Origin of the sequence: Paenibacillus sp. FSL R7-0331 (assembly GCF_000758645.1) — a bacterium.
GTDB lineage: Bacteria > Bacillota > Bacilli > Paenibacillales > Paenibacillaceae > Paenibacillus_AQ > Paenibacillus_AQ camerounensis.
In genome coordinates this window covers 5,328,798-5,344,721 of record NZ_CP009284.1, presented here as the reverse complement: position 1 = coordinate 5,344,721, position 15,924 = coordinate 5,328,798, and the positions used below count along the sequence as shown (strand labels likewise).

General features: G+C 50.4%; 12 protein-coding genes. 11 read left to right on the top strand and 1 reads right to left on the bottom strand.

The annotated features are described in order from the left end of the window. Window positions 1–118 precede the first annotated feature (118 nt). Complete coding sequence (gene dnaJ / locus R70331_RS23015) at window positions 119–1,243, top strand: molecular chaperone DnaJ (protein WP_042179507.1); 1,125 nt, start codon at window positions 119–121, stop codon at window positions 1,241–1,243. Window positions 1,244–1,434: 191 nt separating this feature from the next. Here the strand turns inward: dnaJ and R70331_RS23010 are convergent, their stop codons facing one another. Next, window positions 1,435–5,538, bottom strand: coding sequence for a S8 family serine peptidase (locus R70331_RS23010; protein WP_042179504.1), 4,104 nt, complete (start codon window positions 5,536–5,538; stop codon window positions 1,435–1,437). 589 nt (window positions 5,539–6,127) lie between these two features. Here R70331_RS23010 and R70331_RS23005 point away from each other — a divergent pair. The 10 genes from R70331_RS23005 to R70331_RS22960 all read left to right on the top strand — a co-directional run bounded on the left by R70331_RS23005 (window position 6,128) and on the right by R70331_RS22960 (window position 15,886). Continuing rightward, window positions 6,128–6,487, top strand: a complete 360-nt coding sequence (locus R70331_RS23005; RefSeq protein ID WP_042179501.1) for a hypothetical protein — start codon at window positions 6,128–6,130, stop codon at window positions 6,485–6,487. Window positions 6,488–6,533: 46 nt separating this feature from the next. After that, complete coding sequence (locus tag R70331_RS23000; RefSeq protein ID WP_042179499.1) at window positions 6,534–6,713, top strand: YfhD family protein; 180 nt, start codon at window positions 6,534–6,536, stop codon at window positions 6,711–6,713. 105 nt (window positions 6,714–6,818) lie between these two features. Continuing rightward, window positions 6,819–7,193 (top strand): hypothetical protein, encoded by a 375-nt coding sequence (locus tag R70331_RS22995; protein WP_042179496.1) that lies wholly within the window; start codon window positions 6,819–6,821, stop codon window positions 7,191–7,193. A 135-nt stretch (window positions 7,194–7,328) separates the two neighbouring features. Then, window positions 7,329–8,240, top strand: coding sequence for a methyl-accepting chemotaxis protein (locus R70331_RS22990; protein WP_042179494.1), 912 nt, complete (start codon window positions 7,329–7,331; stop codon window positions 8,238–8,240). Window positions 8,241–8,509: 269 nt separating this feature from the next. Further along, on the top strand, window positions 8,510–10,954 hold the full coding sequence (locus R70331_RS22985; protein WP_042179491.1) for an EAL domain-containing protein: 2,445 nt from the start codon (window positions 8,510–8,512) through the stop codon (window positions 10,952–10,954). A gap of 143 nt (window positions 10,955–11,097) precedes the next feature. Continuing rightward, window positions 11,098–11,661, top strand: a complete 564-nt coding sequence (locus R70331_RS22980) for an RNA polymerase sigma factor (RefSeq protein ID WP_042179488.1) — start codon at window positions 11,098–11,100, stop codon at window positions 11,659–11,661. After that, on the top strand, window positions 11,579–13,279 hold the full coding sequence (locus tag R70331_RS22975) for a DUF4179 domain-containing protein (protein ID WP_231576345.1): 1,701 nt from the start codon (window positions 11,579–11,581) through the stop codon (window positions 13,277–13,279). The genes R70331_RS22980 and R70331_RS22975 overlap by 83 nt, the downstream gene beginning before the upstream one ends. A gap of 196 nt (window positions 13,280–13,475) precedes the next feature. Continuing rightward, on the top strand, window positions 13,476–14,036 hold the full coding sequence (locus tag R70331_RS22970; protein WP_042179483.1) for a DNA-3-methyladenine glycosylase I: 561 nt from the start codon (window positions 13,476–13,478) through the stop codon (window positions 14,034–14,036). 105 nt (window positions 14,037–14,141) lie between these two features. Next, window positions 14,142–15,191, top strand: a complete 1,050-nt coding sequence (prmA, locus tag R70331_RS22965) for a 50S ribosomal protein L11 methyltransferase (RefSeq protein ID WP_042179480.1) — start codon at window positions 14,142–14,144, stop codon at window positions 15,189–15,191. Window positions 15,192–15,193: 2 nt separating this feature from the next. After that, window positions 15,194–15,886, top strand: a complete 693-nt coding sequence (locus R70331_RS22960; protein ID WP_042179478.1) for a site-2 protease family protein — start codon at window positions 15,194–15,196, stop codon at window positions 15,884–15,886. Window positions 15,887–15,924: the final 38 nt, after the last annotated feature.

Sequence of the window (15,924 nt, the reverse complement as noted above, 5' to 3'; positions counted from 1 at the left end):
CTTAAACGATAAGTTTATTCTGTACGAAGGGAAGGTCAAGACCGGGGCATCCCGTGTTTTGGCTTTCCTTTTAACATGTTACAGGGGAATTGAGTACTGATGTACGGAGGTGAAAGCAGTGGCAGATAAACGCGATTTTTATGAGGTGCTGGGTCTCGGAAGAGATGCATCTGACGATGAAATAAAGAAGGCCTACCGTAAGCTGGCGCGCCAGTATCACCCGGACGTTAACAAGGCCAGTGATGCTGAAGCCAAGTTCAAGGAAGTGAAGGAAGCTTACGACGTGCTGAGCGACGGCCAGCAGCGGGCCCGTTATGACCAGTACGGTCATATCGATCCTAATCAGGGTATGGGCGGCGGCTTTGGCGGCGGAGATTTCGGCGGCGGACTTGGAGATATCTTCGATATGTTCTTCGGCGGAGGCGGCGGACGCCGTGATCCGAATGCCCCGCAGCGCGGCGGCGATTTGCAGTACACAATGACCATTGAATTCAAGGAAGCGGTATTCGGCAAAGAAACCGATATTACGATTCCGCGTACGGAGTCCTGCGATACCTGCTTTGGCTCCGGGGCTAAGCCGGGCACGAAGCCGGAGACCTGCTCCGTCTGCCACGGCAGCGGCCAGCAGGAATTCGTACAGAATACCCCGCTTGGACAGATGCGCAACCGCCGTCCCTGCTCCCATTGCAGCGGCACAGGCAAAATTATTAAAGAGAAATGTTCGACCTGCGCAGGCCAGGGCAAGGTTAAGAAGCAGCGCAAGATTCACGTACGTATTCCAGCCGGCGTAGATGACGGCGCACAGCTGCGCATGACCGGTGAAGGAGAGGGCGGTACACGCGGCGGCCCTGCCGGAGACCTGTATATTGTTATCCGCGTGAAGAACCATGAGTTCTTCGTGCGCGAGAACGATGATATCATGTGCGAGGTTCCGTTGACCTTCGCCCAGGCGGCGCTTGGTGATGAGATTGAAATTCCTACCCTGACTGAAAAGGTGAAGCTGAAGATTCCTGCAGGAACACAGACAGGTACCTTCTTCCGCCTGAGAGGCAAGGGAGTTCCACATCTGCGCGGCAGCGGCACAGGCGACCAGCATGTGAGGGTCGTTGTGGTGACGCCAAGCAAGCTGAGTGAGGAGCAGAAGGACCTGCTCCGCCAGTTCGCCTCCTACAACGGGGAGAACACGCACGAGCAGGAGCAGTCCTTCTTTGACCGTGTGAAGCGTGCCTTTCGCGGTGACTAAGTTTTTCACATGAGCTTGAATTAATCCCCGGCCCCGCTTATTGACGCGGAGCCGGGGATTTTTTGATAGAAGTGCATACAAAAAGGATCGTGCAGGGCCAGTTGGCCTCTGCACGATCCTTTTGCATTGCAGGCCGCTACCAGCCTCTTTAGAGGCTGGTAGCGGCCTGTATAGATTTAAGTGCTACTCTTCTACTCGATCAGGCCGATCTTGTTAAGAAGCTGGTACAGAGCGCCAGCAGCTGCTTCACGGGTTGCCGGAGCAACCGGGTTGAAGCTGGAGCCTGTATCGCTGCCGACGATGCCGGCTGCAGACAGGGTTTGCAGGCTATCCTTCGCGTAAGGAGCAACTTTTGCGCTGTCTGTATACGTTGTGAAGGAAGGATTTGTGCTCTTCAATTCAGTTCCGGTTAATTTGAGTGCTCTATCCAGAATTACTGCCAGCTCCTGGCGGGTTACATTCTGGGTTGGCGCAAATTTTCCGTTGCCGATGCCAAGAATCAGACCGGCTTTGGAAGCGGCAGCCACATCCTGGGCATACCATGCAGTGGAGCTTACATCAGTGAAGGTAACACTGGCATCTGTACGCAGTCCGAGTGCACGGGTCAAGAGAGCGGTGAATTCCGCACGGGTCAGGCTGCTCTTCGGTGAGAAGGTTGTTGCCGAAGTGCCCTGGATGATCAGCTTGTTAGCCAGAGTCTGAATAGCTTCAGCTGATGATGAAGCAGCGATATCTGTGAATGCTGCGGCAGGCTTGCTGACTGCGGCATACGTTGAGAAACCTGGACGGCTTACGGTAACAATTGTTTTTCCGTCTGCCTGTGGTGTGAACACCGAAGCAACTGGCGTTACAACGCCGTTATCTTCAAAGAGAACACCTGCAGTATTCGGCTGAATGGCGCCTGGTACAGTAAAGGATCTCTTAATGAAGAGGTTGGTTGGTGTATTCAAGTAGGTGCTGCCTGTAGCAGTAGACCAAGATGCTTCATACGTAACCGGAGTTCCGATTACTGTTGAACCGGCAATGCCGGAAGTCAATCTGCTTGCGGCTTCAGGAGCCTGCTTGATGTCAAGCTTGAAGTTCTGGCCTGCAGGTGCTGACTTCAGCAGGGATACCGGCAGAGCGACAGCTGAACCGTTGGCTGTAACTACAAAGGTACTGTCGGCATGAATACCTGCCAGCTGGGTTACCTGTGCTGCAGTCAGGCTCAGTTCAACTGCTGTGTCTGTTGTGGCAGGCAATGAGAGCACTACAGCTGTTTTGGAAGCAGCAGCATTAGCCAGCGCTGCAGTCAGGGCTGAGTCAGTCACTGTTACTGTTGTTACACTGTCCTTGGATGTTGTCGTCGGAGTCAGAGTAACCGAAGTTGTGCCTTCTTCAATCAGTGCAGCAGCAGCCGGAGCAGCCGGAGTTACTGGTGTTACTATACCTCCACCGCCGCCGTTATTGCCTCCGTTTCCTGAGCTTGGAGCCGGCTGGTTAATAAAGCGGAATGAGGTGTAGGTAGTGTAGAAATCATCATTGTACTGGTCAATCTTGATAGGCAGCTTGGAATTATCCTCAGCGTTGATACCCAGCACCTGGAGCTTGTACACCCCTTCTGTCAGATAAGCAACAGCCGGATTGCCGTTTGCATCAACAATTGGATCTCCTTCGCTATCATAAGGATGATATGTGGCAGTGATAACAGTGGAATAATCACCCGGTTCGAAATATTTGTCATGGGAGTCGGTAGCGGCAATCTGGTAGTAGCCTTTGGTCTTATCGTCCATGCCAACCAGATCTACTTCATAATAGTTGATGTCTTCTGCCTTCAGCTTGTAGTTGAGGACAGTACCGGAGTTGTTATAAACAACCGGTGTTGTGATCTCAGCTTCCTGGATACCTGTACCCCAGTCAGGCTGCTCTGTAGTTTCATCAACGTTAATAGCGAACGGCAAGTGCAGGGTAGGCTGTCCCGGTGCTTCCAGAACAACATTACCTTGCAGCATCTGCGGTTCAGTATCAGCTGCAACGTTAACGGTCAGATTGAAATTGGAAGTGCCGTAGGCAGCAGCTGTCACGGTTGCTTTATCCAGTGTTGCAGTTACATTCTCAAGATCGTCGTAGTTCCAGACTACAGAGGCGGTGTAATCAACTCCGCTGTTGCTGACGTTCTTAAGCTGCAGTTCTCTGGAAGCAGTTGCACCAGGCAACAGAGTTCCAAAGCTGGTGGAAGGATTATAATTGGTAATATTCTGTGCCGCGTAATTTTTGTCAAGGATCGTAATGGGTTCTACGGCCAGAAGCAGTGCCGGTGTCTTGATGGCATTCTCAACATTTGCCCGGCCTGGACCTTGAATATACAGATCCTCTGGAGCGCCTTTGTAAAGGAGCTGGTCTGCAGTATTGGCCAGAGCGGCACGGACATCAAACGGTGTGTAATCCGGATGTGCCTGTTTGATCAGAAGTGACAAGCCCGCAACGTGCGGAGTAGCCATACTGGTACCGCTGCTGCGGTGGTATGCTTGGGTGTAATCTCCGCCATAGGCCGGATAGGTCGACAATACACCGTCACCAGGAGCGACAATATCAGGCTTGATGCTGAGGTTTCCGTCCACGTTAGGACCCATGGAGGAGAAGTAGGTTATTTCATCACCTGCAGTCATCGTCTGCTTATACTCATCCCCGACGGTGAAGTAGACAGGCTTACCGTCATTCGCAAGGATGGCTTTGGCCAGTGCACGACCCTTGGAGCCTTCGATATCAAAGGTTGGAATATAGTCATATCCGTCACCGAGGTTGCTGCCGATGAATCCGTCACGGTCTTTGATGCTCTCAGAAAGAATAGCCTCTGAGTTAGCAGCATTACCGTTAAAGATTACAACAGCCTTAGCCCCGTGCTCTTTAGCGATAGCGATTTTATCGACAAAGGCCAGATCACCGCGGGACAGCAGGACAATAGAGCCGGAGATGTCACGTTCCGGATAATCGTCTTCCGTACCCAGGTCAGCGTATACGACTTCAACCGGCTCGGTGCCGATAATATCGGTAAAATTATAATTTCCGAGCTCGTAAGCCATTACATGGAAATCGTAATACTCAGAATAGGTAACAGTAGTTACCGAATTTGCAATTTCCGCTTTAAATCCGCCTGAGAAGGCTTTGATTGGACTGGTTACAGCACCAACCGAGATAGCCAGCTGCGCAGCTGCAGGAGATCCAAGCGAGAAATAGCCCGCTTCCCCGTTGTTACCGTTGGCAATAACGGCTACAACTCCCGAGAGCACTGCGTTATTAATCGCGATTGAATCGGGAGAATTCACATCCTTTTCGGAGTCCGAGCCGAGAGAAAGGTTGATGACATCCATGCCGTCCTTCACCGCATGCTCAATTCCGTCAATAACCTGAGCGGATGAACCGGAAGAAGTGCTTGGATCGTCAAGATTGCGTCCCAGAACCTTATATGCGTAGAGCTCTGCGCCAGGTGCTACTCCTTTTTGGGCAACATCGCCTTTTGCGGCATATTGTCCGATGATCGTTCCCGAGACATGTGTACCGTGAGAGGTTCCGGCATATCCCGTCTCATACGGGTCTTCTTCCTTCGTCAAGGGCACTTCTTCATATGGATCTTCATCCTGATAAAAGGAGTCATAACCGCCTTTATAGGCAGGGGCAATATCCGGATGAAGGTAGTCAACACCGGTGTCAATAACGCCGACTTTCAGCCCTGCGCCTGTAATCCCCTGATTAGCAGCCCAATCAGCATGAATCTGCTCCAGCGGAGCGTTATCATTTCTGTAAGTGGCCTCTGTAACAGTCTCATCAGGCAGTGCATACCAGGTGCTGTTCGGATAAATGGAGGTGACGCCGGAGATTTTGGCCAGCTTCGGAATTTCATTAGCCGGAACGGAAATCTCGAAGCCGTTCAGTACGGTGTTGTACTGGTAGTTAACGGTAAGGTCAATGCCGAGAGCATCGGCTTTATCAAGTACCTCGGATTGCTGGCTCTTTACGGCAGCTTCCGTAGCTGTCTTGGAGAGGGCGGAGATTCCTTGCTTGGCTGCATATTTGCCTACTGCTGCAGGCTGGCCGCTCAATTGCACGATAACGCGGACATCATTAGAAGATTTGGTGTTAATCTGTGGTGAAATATACGTCTGATTGGATGTCTGTGTAATAGAGGTAAAAGAATCAGTCGATGATAGCGTCTGCGAGCCGCGGGCGGCAAAGGCCGCTCCTGGAATCATGCCTGCTGTCACTCCCAGTGACAAGGTGATGATTGACAGCTTGCGAGGTAGTTTATTCCACTCCAAAAGTAATCCCCTCCAGATGTGTATGTGTACTGATACAATTACATTTTTCCCGCCAAAGACAGTAGTAGGATTCTCCTTTCTAGTAACCTATTATTTATTTCCGTCCAAGCAGGTAGGAAAAATATTAAGAAGATTCTACCATTGGTAAAATGTAAAATCCAGTTAAAAATTATGATGATCATAAAATAGAATCTCACGGATGATGTGAAATATGATATGTGTGCATGCGGAATCAGACCGAAAAATCGGTAAAAAGAACTATAAGGTGCAAATGAATGTTTTAATATGAGATAGGTGAGTGAGGTTTTATAACATAGTGAATTACAAAAAAGCGACTATTCTAATGAGTCAAAAGTAATGAAAATGTATTTTTATGTAATTATGTGAACCTCCTTTTCGCTTTTATGTAATTAATGGTTAATATAAGAAGAAAAATCCGAGAGTGCTAGTAGGAAAAAAGTGCAACCAGTCGCAAACATATTTTTCCTGCTGCTAAAGATTAAACATAAACATCACGCATAAATCAGAAAGCTTTTATCCAAAATAAAAAAGCCAGCTTGGCATATCAGGAGGAAAGCAGGGATTTCCCTTGTATGAAAAAAATATACTCGCCTATTTTAAAGCTCCTGAAGAGGCTGAAGGGGTCTCTCGTAAGCTTGCGGCATTACGTGTGACTGAGATGTCCATCGACCGGTTCACCCGGTTTGACGGAGGCAGCCTGCAAAATGCCGTTAACCCGGTAACAGGCAATCTGGCCAGCATGGATTCTATGACTGCAGTAAGCGCTCACTCGGGTATTTTGTCGGCTGCACATACCAGCGCAAGCGGAATGAGTCATGGCGGAGACGGAGGACCGACCGGCAGAAATATTCTGCTGACTGTGATTGTAGACGCGGATTCTTACCACCAGGCATTATCTATCATTGAAGAGGCCGGCGGTATGATTTGAACGTGCAGTAATCCAATACTTAAGTACCAGAAGGGCGGTATCTGTTATGGACAGAGAGAATTCCAATATTGTCTCCAAAACCGACAAGCAGAAAATGCTTTACGAAGCTAAGCTGGAGGATGTCCAGTTTGCGGCTGCGGAAGCTGACCATGATGATCTGGAAGCGCTGGAACGCTCGCAGGAGGCTGACAAACGGCAGCTGAATAAAATCATTAAAAAGATGTAGCAAATGGCGTTTCAGGCTAAGAGCAAAAAACCCCGCAGATTGTGGGGTTTTTTGCTGTTCCGGCGTGTATAATGAAAGGGACATGCAGGAGCCGGAGGGATTGTAATGAACACCTTTATTTTATGGGCAGGGCTGGTGCTGCTGGTGGGGCTGCTCACCTTTTTGAATCACAAGCAGATCTATTCGTCCAAAGTTAAACGCGCATACCGTGAACTTCGGGGGCTTGCGGAAAGCGTCTCGGAAGGCCGCTCTGTTCCTGAAGAATTGGAGAAATGGGAGCAGGCTATTGAGGAGCTGGAGAAGCAGCCGAACGAATATAACAAGCTCGATGCTGAAATCGGCCTGCGACGTGTATTCGTTATGTATCTGGAGCAGCATTATCCGCAAGATCGGCGGCTTCCCGGCCTGCAGGAGGCGGCGGCTTACGTGAAAGATTCGGTGTGGGGACTTAAGCTGGGAGACTACGGGCCTAAGAAGTAAGGTGTATTTTCAATTCAACCTCTGTTTCAGCAAACTTGTAATCCATGATGTCCATTTTGCTGTTAATATGGAATATACCTGACGAAATTAAGAAAGCTGTATAGTTTAATTTGAGCCGCACGGGGAGATAGTATAATGGAGAATGTATCAGTCCAGGCAGTTACAGATGCGCTGGTCGTTAAAGCGCTGGAAAAAAATCTCGCCCTGATCCGCTTTGGTCTGGATCGCAGAGTGGCGTATGTTAACGAAGTGTTTGCCGGTTCGATGAAGTACAGATCTGAGGATATGTACGGGATGTATCACCGTGAGCTGTGCTTTCCCGAATTTGTGGACAGTCCGGACTATGAACATTTCTGGCAGAACCTGCTTTCCGGTACCAGCTTTCAGGATAAGATTGAACGAATGGATTCTGAAGGGAACACAGTGTGGCTCGAAGCAACATATATGCCTATTTTTGACGATGCCAATCAGCATGTTATTGGAGTAACCAAGGTTGCGACCAATATTACTCACCGGCAGACCAATGTGAACAGCGTGGTTGAGCAGATGCAGGGTATGGCAGACGGTCTGAACCGGCGGGCGGAGCAGGGAATTGAACGCAGCCGGGAAATGCTGCTCAGCATCAACAATATCGCAGGTGTATCGGATGAAAACACCAATATCCTGTTGAATCTGCAGAATAAAGCCGTTGATATTCAAGGTGTCGTGCAGACGATCCGCGACATTGCCTCGCAGACACATCTGCTGGCGCTTAATGCGGCAATTGAAGCAGCCCATGCCGGAGAATTCGGCCGGGGCTTCGATGTAGTCGCCAAGGAGGTCCGGAAGCTTTCGGGTCTGGTGCAGGATTCCATAGGCGAGGTGCGCGAGAGCGTGAAGGCCATCACCGATGAAATCAGCCGGATGTCTGACGGATTGGAGCATGTTCAGGAAAGTGTAAAAGAGAGCCAGAAGCAGATTGAAGTAGCCCTGCAGGAGTTCACAGCTATTGCAGCCTCGGCCAGCGAGCTCGATACACAGGCCCGTGAAGTTATGAATATTATCTGAGTACAAAGATACGGCAGCGTGGGAGCCTCCGGAGCGGGGAAACCATGCTGCTTTTTTCACGGAAAACTATCCCCTGCGTAATAAATCAGCCTTACCGCGCTTTCATATAAAGCTGCTGTCCCTTGCCGCAGGATACAGCAGCTTCTATTTGTTGCTAATTTACAGGGAAGTTATCAGGTTTCCGGTCAAATTAACCGATATAATATTAAATTGTATAAATTCTAGAATATTGCCAGTCTGGTTGGAATGGTTTGAAGGGGGATGAGGTCATGGAGCACATGCATATGCATGGAAGTCATGACAAGCTGCTTGTGTTTTTTTCATATTTAATTGCTGTTGCAGCCTCCTACACGGTATTGGAGTTAGCCGGCATAGTGGGGATATCCAAAGGCCGGCGGCGTGCATTTTGGATTGTATTTGGCGCGGTCATCATGGGAATGGGCATCTGGTCTATGCATTTTGTCGGCATGCTGGCTCTGAAGCTGCCTGTAGCGGTTGCTTATAACCTGATGGTGGTTCTGCTGTCCGTTCTGGTGGCAGTTGTTGCCTCGCTGGTTGCCCTGATTGTTATCAGCCACTTCAGGCGGGGGCTGATTCCGCTATTGATGAGCGGGCTATTGCTTGCTTGCGGTATATTCGGTATGCATTACATTGGCATGTTCGCCATGCAGATCGGCATATCTTATCGGGCAGATTATGTTATCCTGTCCTTTGCCGTTGCCCTGATAGCATCAGTTGTTGCGCTGGGGCTGTCTTCACAAATCATGATGAACCGTAAAGCAGTAGGCCAGAGGAAAAAGCTCCTCAGTGCCCTGGTCATGGGCCTCGCTATTGTCGGGATGCACTATACGGGCATGCTTGGGGCAACCTTTGAGCCGGAGAACCGGTCGTGGCTTAACACCGGGGTGGTGCTGGACCAGAAATGGCTTGCCTACGTCATTGCCGGAGGCACGCTGTTTACTCTGGGTATGTCTATTATCGGAGTTTATATTTCACGACGCTTCTCAAGAAAAGACACAGAGCTGCTGATCAATGAAAAATGGTACAGATCACTCTACGAAAATAACCAGGATGCTATTGTCTCGATTGATCTCAATCTGCGTATTATCGGCTCCAATCCTGCAGCTACTGCAATTACGGGAATCAGCAGCAAGGAATTTAAAGAGCGGCCCCTCACCTCCATGCTGAATATTATTACAGCAGAGGATCAGCAGCCGATCCGGGATATGTTCATCCAGTCCCTTGCCGGTGAGCAGGTCAGCTATGAGACAGCGATAACACACAGAAGCGGACAGAAGGTGGACATCAGTATCAATATATCTCCGGTTATGGTTGACGGGCAGGTCGCAGGTATATATGTCATCGCCCGGGACATCACGGAGGAAAAGCAGGCCAAGGAGCAGACCCGGTATCTTATCTTTCATGATGAGCTGACCGGGCTTCCGAACCGCCGGATGTTCGACCAGCTGGTGACACAGACGATTGAGGATCATCAGGAAGGGCAGCAGCCTTTTGCCGTGCTTGTTATGGATTTTGACCGCTTCAAGCTGATTAATGATACCCTTGGTCATCTGTACGGCGATCTGTTCCTGCAGGAGATGAGCAGCCGGATTCTGGACAATGTGCTCAATGAGCGGATGACGCTGGCAAGGCTGGAGGGCGATGAGTTCGCACTACTCTGCCGCTTCTCGCGGGAAAAAATGAATGTGACCGATATTACCGAACAGATGATGGCCGCAATCAAACAGCCGATGCATCTCAAGGGGCGGGATATTTACGTTACAGCGAGCATCGGCATTTCCTTTTATCCCAGTCATGGCCAGAATGCGGAAGAACTGCTCAAAAATGCGGGGACAGCCATGTATGAGGTGAAAAAAAACGGCAGAAACGATTACCAGTTTTTCTCGGACGATCTGAACGGACAAATTATGGAGCAGCTGGAGCTGGAATCGGACCTTCGTAAAGGGCTGGAGCGCGGTGAGTTTACGGTGCATTATCAGCCGCAGATCCGTACGGCGGATAATGAGCAGATTATCGGGGTTGAGGCGCTTGTGCGCTGGAATCATCCGGTAAAAGGCCTGCTCGGACCCGGCATGTTCATTTCCGCAGCTGAAGTGACCGGGCGGATCGTTGAGCTTGGGAACTTTGTCCTGCGGGAGGCCTGCCGGCAGATGCGGCAGTGGCATGATGCGGGTGGCCCGCTCATTCCGGTAGCCGTCAATTTATCGTCGCAGCAGTTTCTTCAATATAATCTTCTTGAGGATATTCGCGATATTCTCCGGGAAACGGGGCTGGCTCCCGAGTATCTTGAGCTGGAAATAACCGAGAGCATGATGATGGATGCTTCAAGAGCGAGCGCCATTCTGAATGATCTGGTAAAGAGCGGGGTTCGGATCAGTCTGGATGATTTCGGAACCGGCTACAGCTCGCTGGGTTATCTGAAGCTTTATCCTATCCATAAGGTGAAGATTGACCGTTCGTTTATCAGCGGCATCACGGACAGCAGCCATGACCGGGCCATTGTGGCGACTATCCTGACTATGGCGGAGCATCTCAGAATGCAGGTGATTGCCGAAGGCATTGAGACGAAGGAGCAGCTGGATATTCTGGTGGACAGCGGCTGCCGGGATATTCAGGGGTATTATTACAGCAAGCCTTTAGCTGCTGAAGAACTGGAGCGGAAATACCTGTGGCCGGTGGAAGCGGCCGGCTGAATAATGGATAAAGAGAAGCGCGGTCCGCAGGGGCCGCGCTTTTTTTGATCAGCCTGACGCTGATTATTTATGCTCAAGAAATGAACCTTTCAGGCGGACGGATTGTCTATTAGACAGACTTATTCAAGAAGGGAGGATTAAGGGTGCAAAGCAACCGTGAATTATTCGAAGCCTACAGCAAGACGGTATACCGTACCTGCTACTATATGGTACAGGATGCGTCAGATGCTGAAGACCTGTGCCAGGAGATATTTATTACCCTCTTCCGCAGCGATTGGCAGTGTGTGGAGCATCTCAAGGCATGGATCATGAAAATTACAGTCAATACCTGCCTTAACCACTTGAAACGTTCACAAAGCCTGCGGCAGAAAATTGCGCAGAATCTGCATTTGTGGGGCAGCGCGAAAAGTGAAGAGCCGGTAGAAAGGCTGGTCGAACAGAAGGAGACGGCGCAGGAATGGGCGGGCTATATGTCCAGGCTTCCAGCCAAGATCCGGGCGGTGCTGACACTGAGGTATATGCATGATTTCAGTCTGGCTGAAATCGCGGAAGCCCTGTCCATACCAGTAGGGACGGCAAAATCTAGGCAGCACAAGGGCATTAAAATGATGAGGGGAATTCTGCTTGAAGCAGGATTTAAAAATGACGAATGGAGAGGTGTACGCCATGAAGAAGCTGGAAGTTATGCTCGAGCGTCAGTTAAGTGATGAGGATATGATAAGCTACCCGGATTTTGAGGGAATGTGGAGCCGGATAGAGCAGGCGGATCATGCTATGCCTCAGGGTATCAGCTCGGCTGAGTCCGCAGGCTCGTACAGGAGGAGAAGCTGGCGCAAAGTTACGGTTGCCGCTTCGCTCGGCTTGCTGCTCGCTGCCGCCCCGGTATATGCTGCCATTCAGCATGACTGGGGAAATCTGCTGCACGGTAAGGAAGGGATTCAAACGGCGCTTTCGCAGAATCTGGGCCAGCAGCTTGGGCAGTCAGTCACTATTGATGGAGTGACAATGACACTGCGCACCGCAATTGTGGATGATAACCGGACGGTCATTCTCTATAGTCTGGAGGCAGGAGCTGAAGCGGATGGGCAGTTCTGGAATTTGCAGGAGCTCTCATTAAAAGATGAACATGGAAAAAGCAGTGAAGGGGAATATACCTATCTGCAGTGGGATGATGTAAATAGCCGTTATAATGGTTACTTCGAAAGTGACTGGACGCCGCAAAAATCGGAGGCTGCCGTTACATTGACAGCCACTGCTGTACAGTCCTTTACTTACGCGGAGCAGGACATTCAGCTGGACATCGGATCACAGGCGCTTCAGCGCTTCCCGGTCGGACAAGAAGGAATGCAGACACTTGAGGTTCAGCCCTTTGTACAGAGTGAAGATAAGCTGCTGCTGTCCTCTGCAGTGATTTTTGATCAGCCGGAAGCAAAGGACTGGACGTTTCCGCAGATTATTGCTTACCGGAACGGAAATGAGATTCGCTCACTCCCTGGAGGTACCTTCGGCACACCGGGCGATAACGGCGAGTACACGATGAGGCAGACGTTCAACACGGCAGCCGTTCCCGCCGGAGATACCGCCTATAAACTGCAATATACCAAGCTTGCGCAGAATATTACCGGTCCGTGGTCCTTCGACCTGAAGCTGAGTAAGCAGCAGATGGAGAGCGGTACGGTCAAAATCGATCTGAATCAGCCGCTGGAGCCGGGTGATACGGCGAATACGATTGAGAACATGATCATTACGCCGACGCAGATCCGTGTCTCCATCCGGGTAAACGGAGACTATCCGCAAATTCCGTATTATAAATATGCGCTTGAAGTTGACGGCAGGACGCTGGAGGGAAGTCAATACAGGTCACCCAAGGATGAGCCCAAGCTCATGACAATGCGCTTTGAGCGGCCTGCAGATCTTGAGGTGACACCGGAAACGCCGGTTACCTTCGTCGGCAGCTACAAGGTTACTACTCACTCTGAGGATAAGACACCACTTCAGCTGACAGATATTTCGGCTGAGAAGCAGTCCATAATCCGTGACACCGGCGGCTATCCAGTGAAGTGGACGTATTACATGGAAGGTAATGATCTCTACGTTGAAACGGAGAGCGAGAATGCCCGCTTTGGCGGAGTCAATCAGACTCACATTAATCTTGGCAAAGACCGGATTATAGGCAGGCCGGTTACAATCAACTTTGCGGCCGACGGAAATAACAAGGCGATTGATGTGTATAAGGATTTCAAAGGAACAGAAGCCTCCATATACATGTTCTATTACACCACAGATGAGCCCGAGCGGGAGACCCGGGTGCAGCTGCAGCCTTAATCTTATACCGACATCCAAGAAAAGATATACACAATCAAATTAAAGCCGTTCGCTACCCTGGCAGCAGGGACGGGCGGCTTTTTTGCGCATATAAATTAAAAGCTGCAGGGTAGCTTTTTTCAGCCCGATCCATTATCGTTGGACCAGTACGCATTGCCGAACTATCGCCTGTCGGGGCAAAAAGGGGAGAAACCGATTGGAAAAAACTCGCTGTGCCTGGGTCAATGAAGATCCGCTGTATATTGACTATCATGATAACGAATGGGGCAGTCCCCTGCACGATGACCAGAAGCTGTTCGAGCTGCTGATGCTGGAAGGCATGCAGGCCGGGCTTAGCTGGTACACGGTGCTGAAGAAGCGGGAGCACTGCCGCAAGGTATTCGACAGTTTTGACCCGCACCGGATTATCCATTATGACGATTCAAAAATAGAAGCGCTGCTGCAGGACACCGGAATCATCCGCAACCGCCTTAAGGTTAATGCTATTGTGCAGAATGCTAAGGTCTATCATGAGATTTGCCGCGAAGAGGGCAGTTTTTCGGATTATCTGTGGAGCTTTGTTGGCGGAGAACCGGTTGTTAACGGCTGGAAGACGCGGGCTGAGGTGCCGGCAACCACGGCGCACTCTGATGCTATGAGTAAGGCGCTGACAAAAAAGGGCATGAAGTTCGTCGGCTCTACGATCTGTTATGCTTTTATGCAGGCTTCCGGGATGGTAAATGATCATACTATGGACTGCTTTTGCCGGAAAGAATAGAATGTGCATTTGTATTGCTTACGCAGTTTTGGCGCTTCCTGCGGTAGAAATGGTATACTGAATAATGTTGAATAACTGGATCATATTTTAGGAGGACCCACACACATGTTATGGCATGAACTGACGGTACATACAACAGAAGAGGCACAGGAGATGATTTCCAATCTGCTGTATGAGGCCGGAGCAGGCGGTGTTTCGATCGAGGAATCGGGAACACTTGATAAAGTCAGAAATACCCGGTACGGTGAATTATACGATGAGCCGCTGAACGATATTCCTCCTGGCGAGGCTGTAATCAAAGGCTATTACGCTGAAAATGTATCTATGGATGACGTTATTAATGAGGTGGCACCGCGGGTTGAGGAGCTGCGTGAATTCGGGATTGATCCCGGCAAAGCGCTGATCTCCTGGAAAACGGTAGACGATGAGGAATGGGCGCACGCCTGGAAGGCTTACTTCAAGCCGCTTCGTGTGTCGGACCGTCTGACGATCAAGCCGACCTGGGAGGAGTATACACCAGCGGGCCCGGATGAAAAGATTATCGAAATTGATCCCGGCATGGCCTTCGGAACAGGAACGCATCCGACTACGGCGCTGTGCCTGCGTGCGCTGGAGAAGCATATCAGCGGCGGCGAGGAGGTCATTGACGTAGGGACCGGCTCAGGGATTCTTGCGGTAGGCGCAGTTCTGCTCGGTGCGGGGAATGTGCTGGCCCTTGATCTTGATCCGGTTGCTGTCGAAAGTGCGCGGGAGAATGTGGAGCTGAACAGGCTGCAGTCCTCGGTAACGGTAAAAGAGAGCGATCTGCTTACGCTGCTTGGAGGCGAAGGTGCAGCTGATACGGCTGCCGGGGATATGTGGCCTGCGGCGAGACCCGGCTATACCGGAGCAGCAGAGAAGGCCGGACCGGCGGATGCAAGCCTTGGCGTTACATTGCCTGTGAAGCTTATCGTCGCCAATATCCTGGCAGAAATTCTGGTGCTGTTCACGGATGATGTATACCGTGCGCTTCAGCCGGGCGGGATCTATATCACCTCCGGTATTTATAAGGATAAGGAAGGCCTGGTGTCACAGGCGCTTGAGGCCTCCGGTTTTGAGATTATTGAAATTACCCGTGAAGAAGACTGGGTGGCCATTACAGCCGGAAAGAGGTAGAGATGGATTTTCTGGATCAGATACTAATTTATCCCCTGCAGCAGCTTCCGTTTTTTCTGATTACCATTGTGATCGCATTTACGGTGCATGAATTTGCCCACGCTTATTTTGCCAACAAATTTGGCGATCCGACCGCGAGGCTGCTGGGCCGTATGACGCTGAACCCTGCGGTGCATTTCGATCTGTTCGGGATTATTCTGCTGCTTATTGCCGGCTTCGGCTGGGCGCGTCCGGTTCCGGTGAACCGGGATAACTTCAGCCGTCCGCGGCTGATGGGCGTAGTTGTATCGGCTGCCGGTCCGCTGAGTAACTTTTTGCTTGGTATTTTGGGCGCGCTGATCTATGCAGTTCTTTTTGCTACAGGTGTTATGGAGTCCATTACCAATGATCAATTACTGAAAGCGATATATATTTTCTTCAATATGTTTATTCCGTTTAACTTTTTCCTTTTCCTGTTTAACCTGATTCCGCTGCCGCCGCTGGACGGTTACCGGATCGTGGAGGATATCGCACCGCGTCCGATACGCGGCAAGCTGCAGCAGTATGAGCAGTGGACTGTTTTTCTCTTTCTGCTGATCATCTTTATTCCCGGACTGCGCGGATATACGATTGAACCGTTGTTTGCCTGGGCCTCGCAAATGGGAAGTGACTTTTTCCGGATGTTTACCGGTCTGTTCGGGTACTCCGGAGTTTAACAGGGCTGGTCACAGCCGGGCAAACGTTGTATGATGGA

Excerpts from the sequence above, each read along its gene's own strand:
- R70331_RS23000 (WP_042179499.1), top strand. The coding sequence starts at position 6,534 with ATGGACAGAGAGAATTCCAATATTGTCTCCAAAACCGACAAGCAGAAA.
- R70331_RS22995 (WP_042179496.1), top strand. The coding sequence starts at position 6,819 with ATGAACACCTTTATTTTATGGGCAGGGCTGGTGCTGCTGGTGGGGCTG.
- R70331_RS22990 (WP_042179494.1), top strand. The coding sequence starts at position 7,329 with ATGGAGAATGTATCAGTCCAGGCAGTTACAGATGCGCTGGTCGTTAAA.
- R70331_RS22985 (WP_042179491.1), top strand. The coding sequence starts at position 8,510 with ATGGAGCACATGCATATGCATGGAAGTCATGACAAGCTGCTTGTGTTT.
- prmA (WP_042179480.1), top strand. The coding sequence starts at position 14,142 with ATGTTATGGCATGAACTGACGGTACATACAACAGAAGAGGCACAGGAG.
- R70331_RS22960 (WP_042179478.1), top strand. The coding sequence starts at position 15,194 with ATGGATTTTCTGGATCAGATACTAATTTATCCCCTGCAGCAGCTTCCG.